We start from the raw sequence: 25,208 nt of genomic DNA on the forward strand, positions 1-25,208 counted from the left end.
GGCTCCAGGGGCGCGTCTTCATTGCCCCCATGCAGGTGATGCGGCAAGCTAGCGACCGTTTTCCCTGAATCTGAACCGCGTGCGCCGAGCCTTCCGCCTGCTACCTCTTCCCTTGGGTATTGCCATCTGCCTGCCGGCGTGGGCGGGTGACAAGCCGGTGAACTGGGGCTTGTGCCCGGTTACCGACTCGCTGCCGGCCTTTGACGAGGCCCCGCCACCCGATCCCAATGCAACCACCCCGCGCGAACAGCTCCCGACCGAGGTCGAGGGCAACGAGCTCAGCGGGACCAGCACCGTGCCCCAGTACCAGGGCAACGTGATCCTGAAGCGCGGTGACCAGTTCATGGGCACCGACAACCTGCGCATCGACACCGAAACCGGCAACTACATCGCCGAGGGCAATGTCCGCTATTCGGACTCCTCCATCCGCGTGGTTGCGGAGCGGGCCGAGGGCAACCAGGAATCGGACGCGCACAAGATCAGCAACATCAAGTACCAACTGGTCTCGCGTCGTGGCAACGGTGGCGCGGAATCGATCGACCTGCAGGGCTCGGTCGGCCAGATGCATCAGTCCACCTACACCACTTGTGACCCTTCGCAGCCGCTGTGGAAGCTGATCGCGCCGCAGATCGACGTGGACAACGAGGAAGGCTTCGGCACTGCACGCAATGCTGTGCTGCGCATCGGCAAGGTCCCGGTGCTGTACGCCCCGTACTTCAAGTTCCCGATCGACGACCGCCGCCAGACCGGCCTGCTGTTTCCCAAGCTCAGCATGTCCGGGCGCAATGGCTTCGATTATGCGCAGCCGATTTACTTCAATCTGGCGCCCAATTTCGACGACACCCTGACCCCGCGCTACATGAGCAAACGCGGGCTGATGCTGGAAAACGAGTTCCGCTACCTGTACGGCAGTGGTCGCGGTGAGCTCACCACCAGCTATCTTCCAAACGATTCGCTGCGCGACAAGGACCGCGGCCAGGTCATGTATCGGGGCCACCACAACCTGAACAAGAACTGGCAGGCGCGCGCCAACATCAACTGGGTCAGCGACGAACGCTATACCGAAGACTTTTCCAGCCGTCTTCTGGGTATCACCTCCTCCAACATCAAGAGCACGGCAGGCATCTACGGCACCGGTCGCAGCTGGACCGCGGGGCTGATGGCCGATCACGCCCAGCTCACCGATTACACGCTGACCGAAGCCGCCCTGCCCTACAACCGCGAACCCCGCCTGTTCGCGACCTGGGAAGAAGATTTCGGCCGTTGGTTCGAGGCAGGCGTGTATGCCGAAGCGGTACGTTTCACCCATGATGACATCCACGGCAAGCGCATCGACGATGATGGCGAATACGTTCGCAACGGCGTGGTGACTGAGAGGCCGGGCGGGTCGCGCCTGGACATCAAGCCCTATATCTCCATGCCGTTGGGCGGCGCCTCCTGGTACATCACCCCGACCTTGGCCTGGCGCTACACCGCCTACCAGTTGGACCGCGAACTTGCGGCCACCCTGGGGGGCGACCGCACCCCCACCCGCAGCCTGCCGATCACCACCATCGATGCCGGGCTGTTCTTCGATCGCGAAACCAGCATCAAGGGCAAATCCTTCCTGCAGACACTGGAACCGCGGGTGTTCTATCTGAACACGCCCTATCGCGACCAGTCGGCAATCCCGTTGTTTGACACCCGCGCCTTCACTTTCAGCTGGGGCCAGCTGTTCCGCGACTCGCGCTATTCGGGCGCTGACCGTCAGAATGACGCCAATCAGTTGACCACCGCACTGACCACGCGCCTGATCCGCCAGGAAGACGGCCGCGAGAAGCTGTCGGCCAGCATCGGCCAGATCACCTATTTCGAAGACTCCCTGGTCACCCTGAACAACCGCGAGGCTCCGGTCGAGCAGGGCAAATCCGCCTGGGTGGCGGACGTCAACTGGGCCATCACTGATCGCTGGACGCTGGGCTCTACCTACCAATGGAACCCGAAGTACCGCAAGGAAGACCTGGCCAGCATCCGCGCGCGCTACCTGATGCCGCAGGATGGCGTGGTCAATCTTGCCTACCGTTACCGTCGCAACCCCAACAACGGTAACGACCAGCTTGAGCAGGCCGACCTGTCTTTCCTGTACCCGATCAATCCGCGCTGGAGCGTGGTGGGCCGGTACTACTACTCCATCAAGGACAGCAAGCCACTGGAAATCATCGGCGGCGTGCAGTGGGACAGCTGCTGCCTGACCGTACGCGCCCTGGCCCGCCGCTATGTGCGCAACCGCGATGGCGACCTGAACAACTCCTTCCAGGTTGAGTTCGAGCTCAAGGGCCTGAGCTCCTTTGGCCAGGACACGGACCGCACCTTGCGCCGTGCTATTCTCGGCTACAACCGCGACGACCTGTACCTCGTTCCCCCGAGCAACATCGAGGCGAGCGATGACGACTACGATCCCAACCTGATTCCATGACCAAGACCCTTCCCGCTGTCCTCGCCACCTTGCTGGCGTTTTCTGGTGTTGCCCCCCCGGCCTTTGCCCAGCAGAGCCAGCCGTTGGACCGCATCGCCGCCATCGTCGATGAGGACGTGATCCTGCAGAGTGAGCTGGAGCGCGCGGTCAACAACATCAAGACCCAGTACGCCGGCCGCGAAGCCCAGCTGCCGCCGCAAGCGGTGCTGGAGCGCCAGGTGCTGGAACGCCTTGTCCTGGTCAAGCTGCAGGTGGCACGTGCCGATGGCAGTGGCATCCGGGTCAGCGACGAAGAGCTGAACCAGGCGATCAACAGCATCGCCCAGCAGAACGGCACCACGGTCGATGGCCTGCGCCAGCGCCTGGCCCAGGACGGCATCGGTTTCTCCGATTTCCGCAACTCGGTGCGCGAGGAAATCGTCACCCAGCGCCTGCGCCAGAGCTTCGCGCAGAGCCGCATCAGCGTCAGCGAAGGTGAAGTGGATGCCGCGCTGGCCCAGCAGAATGCCGGCGGCACCCAGTTCCACCTGGCCCACATCCTGATCGCACTGCCCGAAGGTGCCAGCGCCGAACAGATCGCGACCGGCCAGAGCAAGGTCGATGGCGTCAAGGGCTTGCTGGACAAGGGCGAGCTGGATTTCTCCGCTGCTGCCGTCCGTTATTCGGACAGCCCCAACGCGCTGGAAGGCGGCGACCTGGGCTGGCGCAGTGCCGATGAAATCCCCAACGCGTTCGCCAACCAGATCAAGAGCATGAAGGCCGGCGACGTACTGGGCCCGATCCGTGGGCCGAGCGGCTTCCAGCTGCTGAAGCTGGTGGAAGTGCGTGATGCCGGCGCCGGTGGTGGTGATGGCCAGAAGGTCACCGAATACCACGCCCGCCACATCCTGGTGCGGGTCACCGACCAGGTGGATGATGCCGCCGCCAAGGCCAAGATCGACACCCTGCGTGCCCGCATTGCCGGTGGTGCCGATTTCCAGACCGTTGCCAAGGAGTCCTCGGACGACGCCAACAGCCGCGGCCAGGGTGGCGACCTGGGCTGGTTCCCGGCCGACGCGTTTGGTCCCGACTTCGGCAAGCAGGTCGAAGGCCTGGCCGACGACGGCGTAGGCACCCCGTTCCGCACCGATGCCGGCTGGCATATCGTGCAGCGCGTGGCCACCCGTCAGACCGACGTCAGCGACAACAACAAGCGTGCCCAGATCCGTGAACAGATCGGCCGCCGCAAGCTGGACGACGAGTACAACCGTTTCCTGCAGGAGCTGCGCGGCGAAGCCTACGTCAGCTTCCGCAGCGGCGACCGTGCCGAGGGCAACGCCGAGACTGCGACCACGCCGGCCGAACCGGCCAAGCCCTGACCGATGATTCCCCAGCTCGCTCTGATCCCGGGCGAGCCCTCCGGGATCGGCCCGGAACTTTGCATTCGTCTTGCCCAACAGCCGCGCAGTGACTGCCGGCTGTTGGCGTTTGCAGACCCGGATACGCTGCAGGCCGCCGCCGCTGCGTTGAACCTGCCACTGCGCCTGCTACCCGAACACGTTGACGCCCGCCAACCCGGCGACTTGCGGCTGCGCGAAATCCGCAATGCCGTCCCCTCGCACTTCGGCCAGGCAGATCCGCGCAATGCGCGGGCGGTGATCGATGCGTTGCTCGGCGCTGGCCAAGCCTGCCTGGATGGCGGCCTTGATGGCGTGGTCACGGGCCCGGTGCACAAGGCCGTGATCAACCAGGGCGGCATCGCCTATAGCGGCACCACCGAGTTGTTGGCCAACCAGGCCGGGGTCGAAGTGGTGATGATGCTGGCCAATGACATCGTGCGCGTGGCGTTGGCCACTACCCACCTGCCTTTGCGGGAGGTTGCCGATGCCATCACCACGAGCGGTCTGCGCAAGGTCCTGGGCACCCTCCACACCGCCCTGCAGCGTGACTTCGGCCTGGCCGCGCCCCGCATCGCCGTACTCGGGCTCAACCCGCATGCCGGCGAAGATGGCCATCTGGGCCGTGAAGAACTCGACCTGATCATTCCGCTGCTGGAGCAGTTGCGTGGCGAGGGGATGCACCTGATCGGCCCGTTGCCCGCGGACACCGCCTTCCTGCCAGCCAAGCTGGCCGGGTTCGATGCGGTGCTGGCGATGTACCACGACCAGGGCCTGCCGGTACTCAAGTACAGCGGTTTCGAACAGGCCACCAACATCACCCTGGGCCTGCCCTACCCGCGCGTCGCCGTGGACCATGGCACCGCCCTGGACCTCGCCGGCAAGGGCCTGGCTGACCCTTCCAGCCTGTTTGCCGCAACCGCACTGTGCGCCCAACTGGCTGCACAACGTAAAATGAGCCAATGAATTCTGAACACTCCCTGCGCACCGGCTTCACCGCCCCGGCGAAAAAGCAGCTTGGCCAGCACTTCCTGGCCGACAAGTACTACGTCGAGAAGATCGTGATGGCGGTCGATCCGAAGGATGGTGACCGCCTGGTCGAGATCGGCCCGGGCCAGGGCGCCATCACCTTCCCGCTGCTGCGCCGCCACCCCAAGCTGACCGTGATCGAGTTCGATCGCGACCTGATCGTGCCGCTGACCGAGGCCGCCGCCCCGCTGGGCGAGCTGACCATCGTTCACAGTGACGTGCTGCGCGTTGATTTCACCGAACTGGCAGCCGGCAGCAAGATCCGCCTGGTCGGCAACCTGCCCTACAACATCTCCTCGCCGATCCTGTTCCATGCGCTGGACCACGCCGCCGCGATCTCGGACATGACCTTCATGCTGCAGAAGGAAGTGGTCGACCGCATGGCCGCCGGCCCTGGCAGCAAGGTTTATGGCCGCCTGAGCGTGATGCTGCAGGCATTCTGCGAGGTCAGGTCGCTGTTCGTGGTGCCGCCGGGCGCTTTCCGGCCGCCGCCGAAAGTGGATTCGGCCGTGGTCCGGCTGATCCCGCGCGATCCGGCCACGGTAGGCATCAACGACCGCAAGCGTTTTGCCGACGTGGTGCGAGCCGCCTTCGGCCAGCGTCGCAAGACACTGCGCAATGCACTCAATGGCGTCATCGACCAAGCGCAGTTCGAAGCGGCCGACGTACGCAGCGATGCCCGCGCCGAACAGCTGGAAGTTGCCGATTTCATCAGGCTTGCCAACCTGCCGCGTGACTGAACGCGGCATCCACGCAACCCGATCACCTGCTTTTGCTTACACTCCCCCCATGGAAGACACCCGCCACTACGCGATCGAGATCGAGGTCTCGCCTCGTTTCATCGACGACCAGTCGGCCCCTGAAGACGGGCGCTTTGCGTTCGCCTACACGATCCGCATCCAAAACCGCGGCACTGTCCCGGCCCGCCTGATCAGCCGCCACTGGCGCATCACCGACGGCGCAGGCCGGGTCGAGCACGTGGACGGCGACGGCGTCGTCGGCGAACAGCCAAGGCTGCGCCCCGGCGAAGAGTTCCGTTACACCTCCGGGGTGATGCTCGGCACCGAGCACGGCACCATGCAGGGCCACTACGACATGCTTGCCGACGACGGTACCGAGTTTTCCGCGCCGATCGCGCCGTTCGTACTCGCCATTCCCAGGACGCTGCACTGATGGCGACCTGGGCAATCGGCGACCTGCAGGGCTGCTACGACGTCACCCAGCGCTTGCTGGAGAAGATCAACTTCGACCCTGCCGCGGACAAACTGTGGTTTGCCGGCGACCTGGTCAACCGTGGCGGCCAGTCGCTGGAGACACTGCGGCTGGTGCACTCATTGCGGGAGCACAGCATCACCGTGCTCGGCAACCATGACCTCTCGTTGCTGGCCGTTGGCGCCCGCAGTGAAGAGGAGCAACGCAAGGTCAACCCTGACCTGCAGCGCATCGTGTTGGCCGAGGACCGCGATGTGTTGCTGGACTGGCTGCGCCTGCAGAAGCTGGTACACGTGGACCGCGAGCTCGGCTGGATGATGTTCCATGCCGGGCTGGCACCAAAGTGGACCGTGGCGCTGGCCGAGAAGCACGCCCGCGAAGTCGAGCAGCAGCTGCATGGCAATGGCTACCGCAAGCTGTTCCGCAACATGTATGGCGACAAGCCGGCCTGGTCGCCGGGCCTGAGTGGCTACGACCGTTCGCGCGCCATCATCAACATCTTCACCCGCATGCGCTACTGCACCCCGAGTGGGCGCATCGGCATGGAAGACAAGGGCACGCCCGGCACCCAGCCGCAGGGCATGTATCCGTGGTTCGAAGTACCGGGGCGGGTCGAGCGTGAACTGAAGATGGTCTGCGGCCATTGGTCGGCGCTGGGCCTGACCATCACCCAGGGCGTGCACGCCATCGACACCGGCGCAGTGTGGGGCGGCAAGCTCACGGCTTTGCAGCTGGACAGTGACGACCTGCGCATCGTGCAGGTCCCCGGCCGCGATGTGCCGGCACCGGTGCCAGGCCAGCATCCGCCGCGCAAGCCACGCACGGAAGCGAAAACGGACGCCAAGCCCGAAGCCAAGCCGGAAGCAGCGCGCCCCGAGCGCAGCGGCGAGCAGCGCCGCCGACCGCGTCGCCACCGCCCACGTGGCAGGAACGGCAACAACGGCGCGCCCTCGCCCGACAGCAACGGACCTGCCGCGTGAGTCGCTGGCCATCAGCCTTGCTGCTGATGGCCACCGCATTGCTTGCTGCCTGCCGCCCACAAAGCGAAGGCAACCACGCTGCCCCGCAAACACACCCCTCGCCCGAACCGGCAGCGCTGTCGCGCGCTTCGCCGCCGCTGGTTGCGGCCGCCCGCACGCAGATCGGAATAACCACCCACTACGACCCGGCGTATTTTTCCCTGTCCTATCCCAACGGTGATCCGCCGCCGGATCGCGGCGTCTGCACCGATGTGGTGATCCGCGCGCTGCGCACGCAGCAGCTGGATCTGCAGCAGCGCATCCACGAGGACATGCGTGGGAATTTCGCCGCCTATCCGCAGTTGTGGGGGCTGTCGCGCCCCGACAGGAACATCGACCACCGCCGCGTCCCCAACCAGATGCGCTGGTTCCAGCGCCAAGGCTGGGAACTGCCGATCAGCACACGCGCAGATGACTACGCCGCAGGCGACATCGTGGCCTGGAAGCTCAATGGCAACGGTCTGCTGCACGTGGGGATCGTTTCGGATCGGCGCCTGGCCGATGGCACGCCGCTGGTACTGCACAACATCGCACAGGGCACGCAGGAGCAGGACCTGCTGTTCCGGCACACGATCATCGGGCATTACCGGATGCCGGGCTGATGGTTGGGATTGGGTTGCAGCGAAGGGCTGAGAGCTGAGAGCGAAGAGCAACCCCTCCCCAGCCCTCCCCTTGGCTACGCCAAAGGGAGGGGGTTACCGCCTTGGCTGCGCGGGATGGTGCAGCCGTCGAGATCCGCCCCCTCCCTTTGGCGTAGCCAAGGGGGTGAAGAAGGCTGCTTGCGCGCCACTGGCGCGCGGCCTGATGAACGACCGAAGGCTATGCCTTCGGGCCGGGCGGGCTGGGGAGGGGTAAGCTTTGAACTTCAGCGCGAAACGGGCTTAGCGCCGCACGTAATGCACAAACCGGAAAGAAAACGCATGCCGCTCATCGGCTGCATGCACCTGGCTGTCCAGCTCACGCCACAGCGCCGGATCAACATCCGGAAAATGCGTATCAGCCACCACCTCGGCATCCACCAGGGTCAGGTACAGATCGGTGGCCTGATCCATCAGCAAGCGATAGATCTCGCCGCCGCCGATCACGCACAACTCATCAGCACCTTCGCCGACTGCAATCGCGCGCGCCTCATCCAGCGAAGCCACCGCCCGCATGCCGGCGAACGGCACCTGCCCGCTGCGGGTCAGCACCAGGTTGGTTCGCCCCGGCAACGCGCGACCCAGCGACTGTGCGGTCTTGCGCCCCATCAGGATCGGCTTGCCCAGGGTCAGCGCCTTGAAGTGCTTGAAGTCATCCGGCAGATGCCACGGCATCGCGTTTTCATGGCCGATGCCGTGATTGCGATCCAACGCAGCGATCATCGACAGCCGGAATTGGGGATTGGAGATTGGGGATGCAGGTGCTGCCGCATTTTTCTCCTGCACATCCCGCTCGTCCCCAATCCCGATCGCCGTCCCCGAATTCATACCGCCACCGGCGCCTTGATGGCCGGATGCGGGTCGTAACCATCGATGCGGATGTCGTCGAACTGGAAGCCGAACAGGTCGGTGACCTCCGGGTTCAACCACAATTTGGGCAGCGCGCGCGGCGTGCGTGACAGCTGTTCGCGCGCCTGTTCGTAGTGGTTGGAATAGATATGCGCATCGCCCAGCGTGTGCACGAAATCACCCACGCCCAAGCCGGTGGCCTGCGCCACCATATGCGTCAGCAAGGCATAGCTGGCGATGTTGAACGGCACGCCGAGGAAGATGTCACCGCTGCGCTGGTACAACTGGCAGCTGAGCTTGCCGTCGACCACATAGAACTGGAACAGGTTGTGGCAGGGCATCAAGGCCATCTGCGACAACTCACCCACATTCCACGCGCTCACCACCAGCCGCCGCGAATCCGGGTTGCGCTTTATCTCTTCCACCAGCCATTGCATCTGGTCGATCTCGCGGCCATCGGCGGTGGCCCAGCTGCGCCACTGCTTGCCGTAGACCGGACCGAGATCGCCATTGGCGTCGGCCCACTCGTCCCAGATATTGACCTTGTTGTCTTTCAGGTAGCCGATATTGGTATCGCCCTTCAGGAACCACAGCAGCTCATGGATGATCGAGCGCAGGTGCAGCTTCTTGGTGGTGACCAGCGGGAAGCCCTGGTTGAGGTCGAAGCGCATCTGCCAACCAAACACGCTGCGCGTGCCAGTGCCGGTGCGGTCCGACTTCTCGGTACCGTGCTCCATCACATGCTGCAGCAGATCCAGATATTGCTTCATGCCTTTTCATCCAGTGGAAGCACCGGCTGCAACACCGGCGCGCGGCGCGACATTGCCAGCAAGACCAAGCCCAGCACGATCAACGGCAAGCTCAGGATCTGGCCACGAGTCAACCAGTCAAACGCGACATACACGCCGTTGTCGGGCATGCGGACGAACTCAACCAGGAAGCGGAAGCTGCCATACATCAGCGCGAACAGGCCGGACACGGCGTAACGCGGGCGCGGCTTCATCGAGTAGAACCACAGCACCACGAACATCACCAGGCCTTCCAGCAATGCTTCATAAAGCTGCGAAGGATGGCGCGCGTACTGGGTCAGCAGGCCTGCGGCGTAATCCTGCTGGATCTGCGCGGCCGACATCAGTTGCTGCATGCTGGGCAGGCCCGCCGGAATGTCCTTCAGGGGTGCATGCGGGAAGATCACGCCCCAGCCAGCGTTGGTGAACTTGCCGAACAGCTCCCCGCCCACGAAGTTGCCCAGCCGACCCAGGCCCAGGCCCAACGGCACCAGCGGCGCGACGAAATCGATCGTGTCGAAGAAATGCAGCTTGTGCTTGCGCGTCCACCAGGCACCGGCAATCAGCACACCCAGCAGGCCGCCGTGGAAACTCATGCCACCTTCCCATACCCGCAACAGGATCAACGGGTTGTGCAGGAACTCGGCAGTGGCATAGAACAGCATGTAGCCGATACGCCCGCCCAGCACCACACCCAGCATGGCGTAGAACAGCAGGTCGGAAAAACCATTCATGCCCACGCCCGGCAGGCGTCCGGCGAGGATGCGGCTGCGTCCCAGCCACCAGGCGGCGGCAAAACCCAGCAGGTACATGATGCCGTACCAGTGCACCTTGATCGGCCCCAGCGAGAAGGCGATGGGGTCGATGTCGTGGAGATAGATCATGTAGACACTGCCAAGCGAACGAACTCCTATTCTCGGGGCAGCACCCCGGCTACTCAAGCCGGTTCAGCCAAGCAGCTGCGGCCGATCAGGCAACTCGTTGGCGCTGCGCCCCGCAGGGTCAGGCGGGAAGTGGTCCGCCAGCAATTGCGAGACCTCGGCCACCGCCGCCAACACCGCGGCTTCGCGCCCCCGTTCGTTCAGCTGCTGGCGCAGGTGATCGCACACCTGCTGCCACTGCGTCTGATCCACGAGCACGCGCAGGCCACGATCGGCCACGATCTCGATGGCGTGGTCGGCCAGCAGCAGATAGATCAGTACGCCGTTGTTGGCCTGTGTATCCCAGGTGCGCAGCACGGCAAAGGCATGCTCGGCCCGCTGGCGGGAGCTAACCCCCTGCCACAGCATGCCCAGCGAGAGGTCCGACTCGACCGCAAACATCACCTGCCCACCGTGCCGGCGTTCACCCTCGGCAATGGCCTGGGCAATGCGATCCAGGCTGGCGGGAGGAAAGGCAGACTGCGCCGCCGGCGCAAACAGATGGCGCAACCAGCGCATCACCAGCTCCCCGAGGCGCCACCGCCTCCTGAACGCCCACCGCCTCCACCCCAGCCGCCTCCACCGCCGCCGAAGCCGCCGCCTCCACCAAATCCACCACCGCCGAAGCCGCCACCGCCCCAGCCGCCACCACGGGCAAAGCCGCCCGGCGAGGCCTTGCCCAGTGACAGGAAGAACGCCACCAGCGCAGCAATACCGCCGCCAAGCATGGACAGCAGCAGCCAGCCCGCAGCACCGGCAATCAGGCCAGCGACCAGGCCGCGTACCGGCCGGGGCAGCTTTGACAGCAACGCGCGCATGATGGCGGACGCGAACACGCCCAGCATGACAGCGAAGAAAAAGTTCGAGTCACCGCTGCCGCTGCCGCCACTTCCGCGGTTGCTGCTCACCGGCTCCGGCAACGCCTCACCATCGATGATCTTCACCAGCACCCCGCTGGCAGCAGTAATGCCACCGGCGTAGTCGTTCTGGCGGAAATGCGGCACCAGGTATTCCTGGATCACCCGGTTGGCGATGGCATCGGGGATGGCGCCTTCCAAACCATAGCCAGGCTCGATCCGCACCCGCCGGTCGTCCTTGGCCACCAGCAGCAGCACGGCATCATCCACGCCCTTGCGACCAATCGCCCATTGGTCGAAGACCCGCGTGCTGTACTGGGCGATGTCCTCCGGCTGCGTCGTCGGCACGATCAGCACCTGCAGCTGTGCACCCTTGCGCTGCTGCAGAGCCAGTGCCTGCTGCTCCAGCGCCTGCTTCTGCGCCGCATCGAGGGTGCCGGTGGTATCGACCACCGGCGAATCCAGCGGCGGGATCGGCGCCAATTGCTGGGCCAGCAAGGTCCCGGGCAAGCCCAGGCCCAGCAAGACCAGCAACAACCATAGCCGTGGCAGCAGCGCGTTCAACGCTGCGGGCTCACTGTGCCGGTGCGGGCTGCGGCGGGGTCTGCTGCGGCGCGGCCGGCTGGGTGCCGAAATTCACAGCCGGCGGCTGCGCGATCTGCGCCTCGTTGTCGACGGTGAAGTTGGGCTTGGCCGCGTAGCCGAACATCTTGGCGGTGATCACCTGCGGGAACGAGCGGATATAGGTGTTGTAGTCCTGCACCAGCTGGATGTAGCGGCCGCGGGCCACGGTGATGCGGTTCTCGGTGCCTTCCAGCTGTGCCTGCAGGTCACGGAAGTTCTGGTCCGACTTCAGCGTCGGGTAGTTCTCGCTGACCACCAGCAACCGCGACAGCGCGCTGCCCAGCTCGCCCTGGGCCTGCTGGAACTGCTTGAGTGAATCGGCGTCGTCCGCATTGACCTGGATCTGGCCCACCTTGGCGCGGGCGTTGGTGACCTCGGTCAACACCTGGCGTTCCTGCTGGGCATAGCCCTGCACGGTATTGACCAGGTTGGGGATCAGGTCGGCACGGCGCTTGTATTGGTTGACCACCTCGGACCAACCGGCCTTGACCGCCTCGTCCTTCTGCTGGATGGCGTTGTAGCCACAGCCGGAAATGGAAATCACCGCGATGACAAGCAACATCAGGCGAAGGTACTGGCGCATGGGTCGGGCCCTAGGTGGCAGGAGTGCCGAGCATGCCACGTTGCCCGTTCAAGGTCTGCAAAGACGCAACGACGCCAGCGCCCCCCTGCGGATCGGGTCGTCGGCCGGAGCACTGCGTAGCCCGGGTAACCACGGCGCACCCGGGGCCGCCGCCGCGAGCCAGTAATAACAACAGGCACTCCACCTCCCGGGTGCGCTGCGCTTACCCGGGCTACAAAAGACAAAGGGCCGGCAGAGCCGGCCCTTCGCGTCCTGTCAGCGGCCGACAATGCCGGCCCGCTGCACGCTTACCAGTTGTCCGAACCCGGGATGTGGTGCGCCTTGGCGTTGCGACGCATCAGCAGGTTCAGCCATTCCACCAGCACCGAGAAGCCCATCGCTGCGTAGATGTACGGCTTGGGCACATGCACATCCAGGCCATCAAGCACCAGCACCGCACCCACCATCAGGATGAAGGCCAGCGCCAGCAGCTTCACGGTTGGGTTGGCATCGATGAAGCGGCCCAGCGGGTTGGCCGCCAGCAGCATCACCGCCACGGCCAGCAACACCGCACAGACCATGACCGGAATGTGATCGGCGATACCGACGGCAGTGATCACCGAGTCCAGCGAGAAAACGATATCGATCACCGCGATCTGGGCGATGACCATGCCGAATGCGGCCGAAGCCTTGGTCGTGGTGGGGTCTGCATCTTCGCCACCGCTGACCAGCTCGCGGATTTCCTTGATGCCCTTGTAGAGCAGGAACAGACCACCCACGATCAGGACCAGGTCACGGATGGAAATACCCATGCCCGCCACGGTGAACAGGTTGTTCTCCATGTGCGCCAGATAGGCCAGCGAGATCAACAGCATGATGCGGGTGATACAGGCCACCGCGATGCCGACACGGCGCGCCAATGGGCGCTTGTGTTCGGGCAGGCGCCCGACGGCGATGGAGATGAACACCAGGTTGTCGATGCCGAGCACGATTTCCAGTGCGCTGAGCATGAACAGGGTTACCCATACATTCGGGTCGGCCAGAAACTCTAAAGACATGTGAAAAATCCTTCAGTAAAACCAGACACCCACGCCACCCGGCGTCGGTTTGAAATCAGAGCAGGCGCGGCACCAGGATCAGTCCCCAGCACAGCAGCACATTCATCATCAGCACGAACACCGCCGCCGAGCCCATGTCCTTGGCGCGCCCGGCCAGCACGTGATACTCGGGGCCATAGCGTTCGATCACCGCCTCGATGGCGGAATTGGCCAGCTCCATGGCCAGGACCAGCAACATGGAACCGATCAGCAGCACCTGTTCGACCGGCGTCTGTCCCAGCCATATCGCCACCGGTGCCAGCACCACGAACAGCCACACTTCCAGCCTGAACGAGGACTCGTGCAGCCACGCCGCCTTCAAGCCCTGCCAGGACCACTTCGCCGCCTTGAAGATGCGCCCCGGTCCGCGTGGCATATGCCCGGTCTGATCAGCCACGGTACACCATGCCAGCTGCCGTGTCGTGGCAGAGCGAGGAGGGGCAAATCGGGAGAACCGTCATCGGGCAGCTACCAGCGGTGGGATAAACAATCGTCAATTTTGCCACATCTGTCCGTGGCTTACCGGCTACAGCGGTATGCCGGGCGCTCAGTTGTAAACGAGCGTGGCCGTGGTGCCCTGGCCTTCACTGCTTTCCAGCTCGATACGCCAGCCGCAGCGTTCGCACAGGCGACGGACAATCGGCAGCCCCAGGCCCACGCCCTGGTCCTGATTACGGTCGGCGCGGAAAAATGGCTCATAGATACGACTCAAGGCCTCTGCACTCATGCCGATGCCGGTGTCCTTGATCACCACCCTACCCCCGCCAACCTGCACCTCGACCTGGCCGACATCGGTGAACTGGCAGGCATTGCGCAGCAGATTGGCCACTACCACGTGCATCACCCGCGGCGGGGCGACCAACGGGTGGCTGCCTTCGATCGAAACCAGAAGGCGCACCGGTTTGTCCTGCAGCAACTCAGCCGCATTGGCGGCCTCATAGCGCACCACGTCGCCCACGTCGAAAAGCTCCGACTGTGGCTCCACATCCACTTCCCGGGCCAGCAACAGGAAGGCATCAATCACCGCCTCCATATCGCGCCCTGCGCGCTGGATGCGCTGCAGGCTGCGCTGCTGGCGCGGGGTAAGCGCCGGATCGGCCAGGCCCATGTCACTGGCCATGCGGATCACGGTCAGCGGGGTTCTCAGCTCATGACTGGCATCGCGGGTGAAGTTGCGTTCGCGGGCCACATGCTCGCTGACCTTGCCGGCCATGGCATGCAGCGCAAGCGCCAACTGCCGGCTTTCGCCCTGCACGTCGGCGGGCAGGCGTTCGGGCGAGAGCTCATGCACATCGGGGTGGCGCGGGTCCCACTGCGCCACCCGCCGCGCCAGCCAATCCACCGGCGACACCAGCCGCCACGAGGCCCGGTAGGTGATCCAACTGGCGCCGTAGATACCCAGCAGCACCAGCAATACCGGTACCACGCCAAACCAGAAGGCGGCACGCTGCGCCTGGGCGCGCTGAAACACCAGGTACAGACGGCCGGCCGGCCGCTCGTCCACCAGGACCAGAAGACCTGCGTCCTTCAGCTCATGGAAGCCCGGGGCCAGGGGCCGCAAGGGCGCCGGCAACGGCGCGGTCGTCGCACCTGCCGGTTGCAGGTAGCCCTGCAGGTTGAGCGTGTCGGGCGCAGGCGTGTGCGGATTCTCGGCGCGTGCGCGCCAGTAGTGCTCCGCTTCCTCGCGCAGCACTTCCTTGACCAGGCCGTGTTTGATCACCAAGGCGACCAGATAGCCGCCCACCAGCACTGCCAGACTTGCCAGCAGCGCCTGCACGATAAACGCCCGTTTTAATTTGCGCGGCAACCCGTAAGGCATTCCGCTCCCCCCCGAAGCTGGCGCAATTATAGGGATTCAGGGCCATCCGTTGCGGGGGTACAGCTGAGGAAAGCCGCCACGCCTGGCCGGCAGCGGCGGATTTCACAGCTCTCGGCGCGCAGGTAACGGCTCAGCCCATCGGCTGGCCGATGTCGGCAATCCGGTAGCCCGCGCTCTGTACGGTGTGCAGCAGGGGCCGGTCAAACGGCTTGTCGATGATCTTGCGCAGGTTGTACAGGTGACTGCGCAGCGTGTCCGAGTCCGGCAGGCCATTGCCCCAGATCTCGCGCTCGATTTCCTGGCGGGTGACCACGCGCGGCGATTCGCGCATCAGGATGGTCAACAGGCGCAGGCCGATGGGCGAGAGCTGCAGTTCGCTGCCCGCACGGGTAGCACGCATGCTCACCGGGTCGAGCACCAGGTCTGCCACCTTCAGCACCTCGGCCCCCACCTGGCGGCGTTCACGCCGGATCAGGGCGCGCAGGCGCGCTTCCAGTTCCTGGATGGCGAAGGGCTTGGTCAGATAGTCGTCGGCACCGTAGCCCAGGCCCGTGAGCTTGTCGTCCAGGGTGTCGCGGGCGGTGAGCATCAACACCGGGGTGGACTTGCGGGCCTCGTTGCGCAGGCGCCTGCACACCTCGATGCCATCCAGGCGCGGCAGCATCAGGTCCAGCACCACCACGTCGTAGCTGTTCTCGGCAGCCAGGCGATAGCCGTCCAGGCCATCGACCGCGTAATCCACCTCAAACCCCTTGCCTTCCAGGTACTCGCCAATCATCTCGGAGATGTTGCGGTTGTCTTCGACAACCAACACGAGTCCTGCCGATTCCTTTGTCTGTCGCATGGCGCCTCCTAGTCTTCAGCTTTGTGAAAGATGCCCCACCGGGAGTAGAAATCATGTGAAGACTGTTGTGCAGCATTGATTTCCAGTGAAACCAACTGCCCTCCAGGCACCCGCACGGAGCACCTCCAGCCGCCTATCCTATCGGCCCGATCTGACGAATCTGCACATGCCTGCCGCGCCCTTCACCGCCTACCTGTACCCCGTGCTCCTGCTGATCGCCAGCAATGTGTTCATGACCGTGGCGTGGTACGGGCATCTGAAATACAAGTCCGCCCCGCTGGTGACCGTCATCCTGGTGAGCTGGGGCATCGCCTTCTTCGAGTACTGCCTGCAGGTGCCCGGCAATCGCCTGGGCAGCGCGGTGTATTCAGCGCCGCAGCTCAAGGGCATGCAGGAGGTCATCACCCTGGTGGTGTTCGCGGTGTTCTCCGCCACTTACCTGGGACAGCCGCTGAAATGGAATCACTGGGCGGCGTTCGCCCTGATCCTGGTGGCTGCACTGTTGATGTTCAAGGAATGAGTCAAGCCGGCAGGAACAACGTCGGTCGCGGAACCCCAATGCCCACATCGCTGCCAACCTGGTCAGCGGACGCTTTGTGGGCTCCGCGGCTTGCGCCACTCCTGCCGGGACCTACTCAGTTCGCTGCTTCCACGTACTGGGCAAACACGGCGTCGATCCTGGCCGGTTCAAGCGCCGCACCGTCCTGGATTGCCTGCGCCTGTTCAAACAACGGAATGATCATCGCCATGCCATCGAGCTTGGTCTTCAGGTGCACGCCGGGCGCCTTGCCGAGAAAGCCATCCCAACGCTGCCGCACCTGCGCCCAGAACGGTGCTGTCGCCGCCCAGTAATTGCGCGCGGGGCTGAAGTCCACCTCGTTGGTCTTGATGTAGTCGTTGAAACCGAACTCGCGCGCGATCTGCACCTGGCTGCCATCGGCATTGCGCTGCACCTTGGTGTTGAACTGTTCGTGCGTCCAGCCATTGGGGGTGAGCGTGTGCTGGTTCACGACCGCCAGCGCGTTGTAGTCGCTGCGCTTGGTGTATTCCCGACGCGGCAAGGGGCGCCAGCTCAGGTCACTGGTCCAGGTGGCTACGTCGTTGTCATAGCGCCAAAGACCGGTCCCGCAATAACGGGGCGCATCGCTGACCTCGTAGACGCACTGGGTCCACGCGCCCTGGTTCAATGCCGCCGGGATGGGCCGCACGCGCCACGTCTGCTCGGCACTGAACTCGAACCGGGTCGGCGCCTCGTACACCCAATCCTGGCGCCAATGCTTGGTCACATGCCCACTCTTGGCATCCACCAGCAGGTGCTGCAGGACAATGCGCTGCGGGCTGTCCTCGACCACGATCACCACCTCGTTGCCGCCGCTGCGCATGGCGGGCGCACGTTCGTAGCCGGGTTTGAGCAGCACGGTCTCATCGAAGGCGAAATCAACGGTGTATTCACCCTGCATCTTCAGGATGCTGTCGTGGTCGCGGGCGATATCAGCCGGGGCAGCGCTGGCGCTGACGCTGGTGGCACCCAACAGCAGCAGGCTGGCAGAAAGCAACTTCATGGAAGTTTCCTTTTACGAATGGAAGAAGGCCGTCCTTGGCCGGTTGGCGATCCATCGCCTGGCCCCTGGAGGAACCGGGTACTTACCAGGACACCGAAACGCTGGCCGACACGCTGCGTCCTGGGTTGCTGAAACGGTCGATCACGGTGCTGTTCGCCGCCAGCGTCGAACCGATGCTGGACCAGTCGATGTAATTGCGGTCCCCGAGGTTGAACACACCCACATTGAATTTCGCTCCCGGCGCAAATTCCCAATGCGCCATCAGGTCGAGCACCCCGTAACCGGCCGGGCGGAAGGCGTCATCCGCCGCCACGCGGTCCTTGCGGCGGGCGAAACTGCCGGCCAGTTCCACGCCCCACTGCTCGCGGTCATAAGTAAGCCCCAGCGTGGCGCGCAGCGGATCCACCGAATCCAACGGCAGGTCTTCCGTGCGGTTCTGACCATGCGACCAGGCCACCGCACCACGCAGCCCCCAGCCGGCCAGCGCGGGCGACAGTTCGCCAAAGTCGACGCCGGCCTTCAGCTCACTGCCGTAGATGCGCGCATCGGCGATGTTCTGCGACTGGAACACCATCAAGCCCTCCGCGTTGCGACCGACGTAGCGCTGGGACTCGATGAAGTCCCGGTAGTCGTTCCAGTAACCACTCAGGCTGAGGTAGGCCACCGGGCTGATATAGCGGATGCCCAACTCCAGGCCGTTGCTGGTTTCCGGCTTGAGGTCCGGGTTGGGGATGGCGGTGTAACCAAAGCTCAGGTTGGTGAAGCCCAGGTTGACGTCGTTGTACGGCGGCGAGCGGAAGCCATGCGCATAACCGGCGAACAGCGACCACTGCTCATCGAAGCGCCAGACCATGCCGAATTTGGGCGACACACTGGTCTTGTTGAGCGAGGCCACGGCCATGCCGGGGTTGTCCTCGCTGAAGATGGTGTCCAGCTCCGGACTCAGACGGTACTGGTCAACGCGCAGCCCGGGTACCAACGACAGGCGTCCATCCGCCAAGCGCATTTCATCCTGCACGTACAGGCCCAATTCCGTGGTCTTGCTGATCGGGAAATCGCGCACCGGGAAGTCATCCGGCATGATCATGTTGCTGACCGTGCCGTTGGCAAGCACCTGGAAACCATCCCGCTTCTGCCGGATCTCGGTCCAGGCGCCATCAAAGCCCCAGGTCAGCGCGTGCTCGATGCTGCCACCGTGCAAGGCCTTGTTGAACTGCGCCTGCGCGCCATAAACGCGCTGGTCGAAGTTGAATTCCCGGTGGCGTCGGCTGCCGTTGCCCCGGCCTTCGTTGGTGACCTGGGTGGTCTCGCTGTCCTGACGGTACAACTGCCATTGCAGACTGTCGGCGAACGCGGCATCCAGCGCATCCATTTCGTGGCCGAAAGAGATCCGCGCACGGGTCTGCTTGTCGTGTGCACGCATGTCGGTGGTGGTACGCGTGGCCATGACGGGATGGTTGGCGTTGACCGAGGAGTACACATCGGTATCGGTGATGTCCTCGTTGCCTTCCACGGTCAAGCGGAAGCGCTGGCTTTCATCCGGCGCGTAGACCAGCTTGGACAACAGGCTGCGGCCATTGCGCTGCTGCGGATTGGCGGCAGTGCGGGTGTAGTCCTGGCTGCGCACGTCACCCTTGTTGTCGGTTTCCTGGCCTTGATGGTGATTGACGTTGACCATGCCGCTCCAACGCTCGCCGCCAAACGCGGTGGTCACACTGCCGAGCAGCCCCTTCCATTCACCGTCATAACCAAACTTCAGGCCGACATAGCTGTCCTTGCCCGCCTTCAGATAGTCCGCCGGGTCCTTGGTGACAAAGGCCACCACCCCGCCAAGGGCATCGGAACCGTACAACGCACTGGCCGGGCCACGCACGATCTCAACGCGCTTGAGCGTTTCCAGATCGGTGAAATTGCGGTTGCTGTTGGCAAAGCTGCCAATCTCGAAGCTCTTCGGCATGGCGATGCCGTCGGTCTGGATCAGCACGCGGTTCGCATCCAGCCCGCGGATGCGGAACCCACCCAGGCCAAAACGGGTGGCGCTGCGCGTTACCGACACCCCCGGCTCATAGCGCACCAGGTCAGCGATATCGTTGGCCAGCTGCTTGTCCAACTGCTGGCGATCGATCACGTCAACGGTGGCGGCAACATCGCTGATTGCCCGCTCAGTGCGGGTCGCGGTGACCTGCACTCGGTCAAAGTCGTGGACATCGGGCGCGGCCGCGCTTTCGGCATGCGCAGGAAAAAGCACCACCCACAGGGCGGCACTCAAGGCAGTTGGACGGATCATGGGAGCCTGGAATCGTTGGGGAAACAAAACCCTTGGCGGGACGGCCGGCCTGCACTGCAGACCGGTCGCGGCCAAGGGGGGAGAGAGCTTTGCGATTCAGGCGGGCACGGCGCGCACGCGCCAGCTGGCGGGCGAACGCGGCCAGGAATTACTTGGTCAGGATCAGCTTGTCATTGCTGGTATGGCGCAGGCGATAGACCTTGTCGCCGTGCTGGATCAGCACTTCACGCTGGCCCTTGAGCAGGGCGCTGCTGTCGATTACACCGTCAGCCGACATCAACTGGGCCGGGCGCTGCGGCAGGTGGAGGGTACGCGGGCGTAGCAGGATGGGCTGAGCGGACATCATCGTGATTCCGTGCTGGGGACGGAGTTGATGATAATGATTCTCAATAGCGATGCAAGAACTATTTTCAATACGCCAGCAGGAATGGCGTGAGCCACGGCGTCAAAGCTGCTTCAGCCATGGCCACACCTCCGACCTCGTAGTGCCGAGCCATGCTCGGCAATCCGCCTGATCGGAGGCATATATGCCGAGCATGGCTCGGCACTACAGGGACCCGCGAAGCGGGCAACATGCACCCAGGCCCAAAGCCCCCTCCCCTACAGCTTCAGCGCAAGGGAGGGAACAAGGCCGGCTCAGCCGAAAATCGTCTCGATCCTCTGCCAGGCACCTTCATCCACCCGCGCCAACACATCCAGCGCGCGCAGGTTCTCTTCCAACTGCGACACCCGGCTGGCACCCAGGATCACGCTCGACACCTGCGGGTTGCGCAAACACCACGCGATGGCCAACTGCGCTGGCGATTCGCCCAGTTCGGCAGCCACCGTGGTGAAACGACGCACCTTGCCCAGACGGTCATCGGCCGCTTCACCCAGCACCGCGCCCTGCAGCCACTCCAGCGAGGGCTGGCCCAGCCGCGAGTCGGCGGCGATGCCATCGTTGTACTTGCCCGTCAGCAGGCCCGAGGCCAACGGCGACCAGATGGTGGTGCCCAGCCCGGCATCGGCATACAGCGGTGCATATTCCTGCTCCACCCGCTTGCGATGCAGCAGGTTGTACTGCGGCTGTTCCATGGTCGGGGCATACAGATGATTGGCACGGGCGTACGCCACCGCCTCGGCGATCTGCGCCCCGGACCACTCCGAGGTGCCCCAATACAGCACCTTGCCCTGGCGGATCAGTGCGTCCATCGCCAGCACGGTCTCGCTGATCGGCGTCTCTGCGTCGGGGCGGTGGCAGTAGTACAGATCCAGATAATCGACACGCAGGCGCTTGAGTGCGGCATGACAGGCGTCGGTGACGTGCTTGCGCGACAGGCCGCGCTGGGTCGGCGCAGGGTCCTCGGCAGAGCCGAAGAACACCTTGGACGAGACGCAGTAGCCATCGCGTGGCAACCGCAGGTCGGCGATCACATCGCCCATCACCTGCTCGGCGCGGCCGTTGGCATAGCCCTCGGCGTTGTCAAAGAAGTTGACCCCGTTGTCCCAGGCCGCGGCAATCAGGTTGCGCGACTCATCCCGGCTGATCTGGCTGCCAAAGGTGACCCAGGCGCCAAAGGACAGGGCGGACAGCTGCAGGCCGGATGACCCGAGACGACGATATTGCATGGCTGGCTCCAGATGAACGGCCCGCGCAGGTCGCGCGCCGGGCCCAACAGTGTAACCGCGGCCTTTGTCGCGTTAAGCGCGGGGACCTTGCCGATACCGGCGCAATCGCGGCAAATGCCGGCTTATGCAACGGTAATTCTTGCCCGTCATCAGCCGCTGCACTAGGCTTGCGTCTTTTGCGGGCATGCCCGGGGATTACTCATGGTCGAAGGTTTGGGCAGGATCGGCTTCGGCCTGTTCGGCCTGGTGGTGCTGCTCGGCATCGCCTGGCTCTTCTCCAACAACAAGAAGGCGGTGGACTGGAAGCTCATCGTCACCGGCATCTCCCTTCAAATCGCCTTTGCCGCACTGGTCCTGTTGGTACCGGGCGGTCGTGACGTGTTCGACTGGCTGGGCCAAGGCTTCGTCAAGATCCTCAGCTTTGTCAATGAAGGCTCCAACTTCATTTTCGGCAGCCTGATGGATGTGCCGAAGTACGGCTTCATTTTTGCGTTCCAGGTGCTGCCGACCATCATCTTCTTCTCGGCGTTGATGGGCGTGATGTACCACCTGGGCATCATGCAGGCCATCGTCAAGGTCATGGCCTGGGCCATCACCAAGGTGATGCGCGTGTCCGGCGCCGAAACCACCAGCGTCTGCGCCAGTGTCTTCATCGGCCAGACCGAGGCGCCACTGACCGTGCGCCCGTACATCTCCAAGATGACCCAGTCCGAGCTGATCACCATGATGATTGGCGGCATGGCCCACATCGCCGGTGGCGTGCTGGCGGCCTATGTCGGCATGCTCGGCGGTGGCGACCCGGTGGCGCAGGCCTTCTATGCCAAGCACCTGCTGGCCGCCTCGATCATGGCCGCCCCGGCCACCCTGGTGATCGCCAAGATGCTGGTCCCGGAAACCGAGACCCCGCTGACCCGCGGCACGGTGAAGATGGAAGTGGAAAAAACCGCCTCCAACATCATCGACGCGGCTGCCGGTGGCGCTGCCGACGGCCTGCGCCTGGCGCTGAATATCGGCGCCATGCTGCTGGCATTCATCGCCCTGATCGCCCTGCTCAATGCACCGCTGACCTGGCTGGGTGACATCACCGGCCTGGCTGCCGCCATCGGCAAGCCGACCAACCTGGCCACGATCTTCGGCTACGTGCTGGCACCGATTGCCTGGGTGATCGGCACCCCGTGGGCCGATGCCACCACGGTGGGTTCGCTGATTGGCCAGAAGCTGGTGATCAACGAATTTGTCGCCTACATGGACCTGTCCAAGATCATCAACGGCCAGGTACCGGGCGTGTCCCTGAGCGCCGAAGGCAGCCTGATCGCAACCTATGCACTGTGCGGCTTCGCCAACTTCAGCTCGATTGCCATCCAGCTGGGTGGCATCGGTGGGCTGGCCCCGGACCGTCGCCAGGACTTGGCCAAGTTCGGCCTGCGCGCCGTGCTGGGCGGCACCATCGCCACCTTGATGACGGCCACCATTGCTGGCGTGCTGACCCATTTCGGCTGATTCCTAGCCATCTTTGAGACGTAGATTCCATGAGTTCTGTTGTCGTTGCCGGTTCCTTCAATGTCGACCACGTGTGGCGTTGTGATGCCCTGCCCGCACCGGGGGCGACCATCGCCGGGCGTTACAGCACCGGCCCCGGCGGCAAGGGCTTCAACCAGGCGGTGGCCGCCCGCCGTGCCGGCGCTGAGATCAGCTTCGTCTGCGCGCTGGGCGACGATGCCGGCGGCAGCCTGGCCCGGCAGTTGGCCAACGACGACGGCATCCAGCTGGTCGCCGAGGCCAGCAGCGAGCCCACCGGCACCGCCGGCATCTACGTCGATGGTCGCGGCCGCAACTCCATCGTTATCGGCGCCGGCGCCAATGCCTCGCTGAGCAGCGACTTCATGGCTGCCAACGCGGCGCTGATCAGCAACGCCAAAGTGTTGCTGGCGCAGCTGGAGTCGCCGGTGGAATCGATCGAGGCGGCACTGGCCCAGGCCCGCGAGGCTGGGGTGCTGACCATGCTCAACGCAGCACCGGCCAATGCCCCGTCCACCATCAGCCTGCTCAAGCTGGCCGATGTGCTGACCCCGAACGAAACCGAGTTTGCCGCCCTGCTCGGCCGTCATGTCGGCGAGCGCGTGGAGGCCGATGACGTCGCCGCGCTGGATGGCGCCAGCCTGCATGCGCTGTGCCGCAAGCTGTCCGGCAACACCGTGGTGGTGACCCTGGGTGCGGTCGGCGTTTTCGTCTCGCACGACGAGGACAAGCTGCGCGGCGACAGCCAGCCGTATTACCGCGTAGGTGCCGAATCGGTGCAGGTGGTCGATACCACCGGTGCCGGCGATGCCTTCAATGGTGCCCTCGCCGCCTCCTTGGCACAGGCACCGGAAGCGTCGTTCATCAAGCACGTGCGCTTTGCCAACCAGTACGCGGCGCGTTCGACCGAAAGCGAAGGCGCTGCGGTGTCGATGCCGCGGATGACGCCTGCCGACGCAAAAGCCCTGTAAGGCGCAGCAAGACTGCGCCGGGTAGCCGGATGAAGCGGAGCCAAGCTCCGCTTGGGCAGTCTCCCCTGCCGAGCATGGCCCGGCACTACAATAGCGCCATGCAGATCGGCCCCTACTCCATCGCACCGAACGTGGTGCTCGCGCCCATGGCCGGCGTCACCGACAAGCCCTTCCGCCAGCTGTGCAAACGGCTGGGCGCGGGTCTTGCTGCCTCGGAAATGACGATCAGCGATCCGCGCTTCTGGAATACCCGCAAGTCCATCCACCGTATGGACCATGCCGGTGAACCGGCGCCGATCAGCGTGCAGATCGCCGGCACCGAGCCGCAGCAACTGGCCGATGCGGCGCGTTACAACGTCGATCACGGCGCGCAGATCATCGACATCAACATGGGCTGCCCGGCCAAAAAGGTCTGCAACGCCTGGGCCGGCTCGGCACTGATGCGCGACGAAGCGCTGGTCGCACGCATTCTTGAATCCGTGGTCAAGGCGGTGGATGTACCGGTCACGTTGAAGATCCGTACCGGCTGGTGTGCCGAAGTCCGCAATGCGCCGACCATTGCCCGCATCGCCGAGGCCAGCGGCATTGCCGCGCTGGCCATCCACGGTCGCACCCGCGACCAGCATTACACCGGCGTCGCCGAATACGACACCATCGCCGGGATCAAGGCCATGCTGAAGATCCCCGTGCTGGCCAACGGCGATGTGGATTCGCCACGCAAGGCCGAGCAGGTTCTCAAGCACACCGGCGCCGATGCGGTGATGGTCGGACGCGCCGCGCAAGGCCGGCCATGGATCTTCCGCGAGATCGCGCATTACCTGGCAACCGGCGAGGAATTGCCCCCGCCCTCGCTACAGGAAGTTCGCGACATCCTGCTCGGTCACCTCAACGACCTGCACGGGTTTTACGGTGAACCGCAGGGCGTGCGTATCGCCCGCAAGCATCTGGGCTGGTATGCCAAGGATCGCCCTGAGAATGCCGCGTTCCGCGCGGTAGTGAATGCCGCGGAGAGTGCGGACGCCCAGTTGCGGCTGACGCGCGATTACTTTGATGCCTTGATTGCCGGTGAGGCGGTGGCTGCGGCTTAGGTCGGCATACCCGGTTGGGTTTGTCGGGAGAGCTTCTGCCGAGCATGGCTCGGCACTACCCGGTGGGTTTATCGGGAAAGCTTCT

General features: G+C 64.3%; 25 protein-coding genes. 11 read left to right on the forward strand and 14 right to left on the reverse strand.

Translation table 11 applies throughout. From position 1 onward, the window contains the following. Positions 1 to 79 precede the first annotated feature (79 nt). Genes lptD through RT460_RS08660 form a run of 7 tightly spaced genes read left to right on the forward strand, consistent with a single transcriptional unit; the run spans position 80 to position 7,693 of the window. Positions 80 to 2,455 (forward strand): LPS-assembly protein LptD, encoded by a 2,376-nt coding sequence (gene lptD / locus RT460_RS08630; protein WP_313318412.1) that lies wholly within the window; start codon positions 80 to 82, stop codon positions 2,453 to 2,455. Continuing rightward, complete coding sequence (locus RT460_RS08635) at positions 2,452 to 3,813, forward strand: peptidylprolyl isomerase (protein ID WP_313318413.1); 1,362 nt, start codon at positions 2,452 to 2,454, stop codon at positions 3,811 to 3,813. The genes lptD and RT460_RS08635 overlap by 4 nt, the downstream gene beginning before the upstream one ends. Positions 3,814 to 3,816: 3 nt before the next feature. Continuing rightward, positions 3,817 to 4,797 (forward strand): 4-hydroxythreonine-4-phosphate dehydrogenase PdxA, encoded by a 981-nt coding sequence (gene pdxA, locus RT460_RS08640; RefSeq protein ID WP_313318415.1) that lies wholly within the window; start codon positions 3,817 to 3,819, stop codon positions 4,795 to 4,797. Between the two features lie 14 nt (positions 4,798 to 4,811). Continuing rightward, positions 4,812 to 5,600: a 16S rRNA (adenine(1518)-N(6)/adenine(1519)-N(6))-dimethyltransferase RsmA gene (rsmA, locus tag RT460_RS08645; RefSeq protein ID WP_313318450.1), complete on the forward strand. Its 789-nt coding sequence runs from the start codon at positions 4,812 to 4,814 to the stop codon at positions 5,598 to 5,600. Between the two features lie 49 nt (positions 5,601 to 5,649). Next, complete coding sequence (apaG, locus tag RT460_RS08650; protein WP_313318416.1) at positions 5,650 to 6,033, forward strand: Co2+/Mg2+ efflux protein ApaG; 384 nt, start codon at positions 5,650 to 5,652, stop codon at positions 6,031 to 6,033. Further along, positions 6,033 to 7,052 carry a symmetrical bis(5'-nucleosyl)-tetraphosphatase gene (locus RT460_RS08655; RefSeq protein WP_313318417.1) on the forward strand — a complete coding sequence of 340 codons (1,020 nt, stop codon included), beginning with the start codon at positions 6,033 to 6,035 and terminating at the stop codon, positions 7,050 to 7,052. Before apaG ends, RT460_RS08655 begins: the two co-directional genes overlap by 1 nt. Positions 7,053 to 7,078: 26 nt before the next feature. After that, entirely contained in the window at positions 7,079 to 7,693 is a 615-nt protein-coding gene (locus RT460_RS08660; RefSeq protein WP_313318451.1) for a DUF1287 domain-containing protein, read from the forward strand. A 279-nt stretch (positions 7,694 to 7,972) separates the two neighbouring features. Here RT460_RS08660 and RT460_RS08665 read toward each other — a convergent pair whose 3' ends face one another. The 10 genes from RT460_RS08665 to RT460_RS08710 all read right to left on the reverse strand — a co-directional run bounded on the left by RT460_RS08665 (position 7,973) and on the right by RT460_RS08710 (position 16,089). Beyond that, on the reverse strand, positions 7,973 to 8,452 hold the full coding sequence (locus tag RT460_RS08665) for a dihydrofolate reductase (RefSeq protein ID WP_313318418.1): 480 nt from the start codon (positions 8,450 to 8,452) through the stop codon (positions 7,973 to 7,975). A gap of 101 nt (positions 8,453 to 8,553) precedes the next feature. Continuing rightward, complete coding sequence (locus RT460_RS08670; RefSeq protein ID WP_313318419.1) at positions 8,554 to 9,348, reverse strand: thymidylate synthase; 795 nt, start codon at positions 9,346 to 9,348, stop codon at positions 8,554 to 8,556. Beyond that, positions 9,345 to 10,250 (reverse strand): prolipoprotein diacylglyceryl transferase, encoded by a 906-nt coding sequence (lgt, locus tag RT460_RS08675; RefSeq protein ID WP_313318420.1) that lies wholly within the window; start codon positions 10,248 to 10,250, stop codon positions 9,345 to 9,347. Before lgt ends, RT460_RS08670 begins: the two co-directional genes overlap by 4 nt. 63 nt (positions 10,251 to 10,313) lie before the next feature. Further along, entirely contained in the window at positions 10,314 to 10,805 is a 492-nt protein-coding gene (locus RT460_RS08680; protein WP_313318422.1) for a TPM domain-containing protein, read from the reverse strand. Further along, a complete protein-coding gene (locus RT460_RS08685; RefSeq protein WP_313318452.1) occupies positions 10,805 to 11,677 on the reverse strand; it encodes a YgcG family protein in 873 nt (290 codons plus the stop codon). The genes RT460_RS08680 and RT460_RS08685 overlap by 1 nt, the downstream gene beginning before the upstream one ends. Before the next feature lie 40 nt (positions 11,678 to 11,717). Then, positions 11,718 to 12,350 (reverse strand): LemA family protein, encoded by a 633-nt coding sequence (locus RT460_RS08690; RefSeq protein WP_313318423.1) that lies wholly within the window; start codon positions 12,348 to 12,350, stop codon positions 11,718 to 11,720. Positions 12,351 to 12,637: 287 nt separating this feature from the next. Continuing rightward, entirely contained in the window at positions 12,638 to 13,387 is a 750-nt protein-coding gene (locus RT460_RS08695; protein WP_313318424.1) for a TerC family protein, read from the reverse strand. A 55-nt stretch (positions 13,388 to 13,442) separates the two neighbouring features. Beyond that, entirely contained in the window at positions 13,443 to 13,823 is a 381-nt protein-coding gene (locus RT460_RS08700; RefSeq protein ID WP_313318426.1) for a diacylglycerol kinase, read from the reverse strand. A gap of 150 nt (positions 13,824 to 13,973) precedes the next feature. Then, positions 13,974 to 15,245, reverse strand: coding sequence for a HAMP domain-containing sensor histidine kinase (locus RT460_RS08705; RefSeq protein WP_313318427.1), 1,272 nt, complete (start codon positions 15,243 to 15,245; stop codon positions 13,974 to 13,976). 130 nt (positions 15,246 to 15,375) lie between these two features. Continuing rightward, positions 15,376 to 16,089, reverse strand: coding sequence for a response regulator transcription factor (locus RT460_RS08710; RefSeq protein ID WP_313318428.1), 714 nt, complete (start codon positions 16,087 to 16,089; stop codon positions 15,376 to 15,378). A gap of 166 nt (positions 16,090 to 16,255) precedes the next feature. Between RT460_RS08710 and RT460_RS08715 the strand changes: the two genes are divergently transcribed. Continuing rightward, positions 16,256 to 16,609: a DMT family protein gene (locus RT460_RS08715; RefSeq protein WP_313318429.1), complete on the forward strand. Its 354-nt coding sequence runs from the start codon at positions 16,256 to 16,258 to the stop codon at positions 16,607 to 16,609. 115 nt (positions 16,610 to 16,724) lie between these two features. Here the strand turns inward: RT460_RS08715 and RT460_RS08720 are convergent, their stop codons facing one another. The 4 genes from RT460_RS08720 to RT460_RS08735 all read right to left on the reverse strand — a co-directional run bounded on the left by RT460_RS08720 (position 16,725) and on the right by RT460_RS08735 (position 21,546). Beyond that, entirely contained in the window at positions 16,725 to 17,651 is a 927-nt protein-coding gene (locus tag RT460_RS08720; RefSeq protein WP_313318430.1) for a DUF6607 family protein, read from the reverse strand. An 82-nt stretch (positions 17,652 to 17,733) separates the two neighbouring features. Next, positions 17,734 to 19,938 carry a TonB-dependent hemoglobin/transferrin/lactoferrin family receptor gene (locus tag RT460_RS08725; protein WP_313318431.1) on the reverse strand — a complete coding sequence of 735 codons (2,205 nt, stop codon included), beginning with the start codon at positions 19,936 to 19,938 and terminating at the stop codon, positions 17,734 to 17,736. Between the two features lie 148 nt (positions 19,939 to 20,086). Beyond that, complete coding sequence (locus RT460_RS08730; protein ID WP_313318432.1) at positions 20,087 to 20,281, reverse strand: hemin uptake protein HemP; 195 nt, start codon at positions 20,279 to 20,281, stop codon at positions 20,087 to 20,089. Positions 20,282 to 20,574: 293 nt separating this feature from the next. Next, a complete protein-coding gene (locus RT460_RS08735; RefSeq protein ID WP_313318434.1) occupies positions 20,575 to 21,546 on the reverse strand; it encodes an aldo/keto reductase in 972 nt (323 codons plus the stop codon). Between the two features lie 201 nt (positions 21,547 to 21,747). Here RT460_RS08735 and RT460_RS08740 point away from each other — a divergent pair, with 201 nt between their 5' ends. The 3 genes from RT460_RS08740 to dusB all read left to right on the forward strand — a co-directional run bounded on the left by RT460_RS08740 (position 21,748) and on the right by dusB (position 25,123). Next, a complete protein-coding gene (locus RT460_RS08740; protein WP_313318436.1) occupies positions 21,748 to 23,046 on the forward strand; it encodes a nucleoside transporter C-terminal domain-containing protein in 1,299 nt (432 codons plus the stop codon). 29 nt (positions 23,047 to 23,075) lie between these two features. Next, on the forward strand, positions 23,076 to 24,035 hold the full coding sequence (locus RT460_RS08745) for a ribokinase (RefSeq protein WP_313318437.1): 960 nt from the start codon (positions 23,076 to 23,078) through the stop codon (positions 24,033 to 24,035). Positions 24,036 to 24,133: 98 nt separating this feature from the next. Then, a complete protein-coding gene (dusB, locus tag RT460_RS08750; protein WP_313318439.1) occupies positions 24,134 to 25,123 on the forward strand; it encodes a tRNA dihydrouridine synthase DusB in 990 nt (329 codons plus the stop codon). Positions 25,124 to 25,208 lie beyond the last annotated feature (85 nt).

The sequence above is a fragment of the Stenotrophomonas sp. genome (assembly GCF_032061965.1).
Classification (GTDB): Bacteria; Pseudomonadota; Gammaproteobacteria; order Xanthomonadales; family Xanthomonadaceae; genus Stenotrophomonas.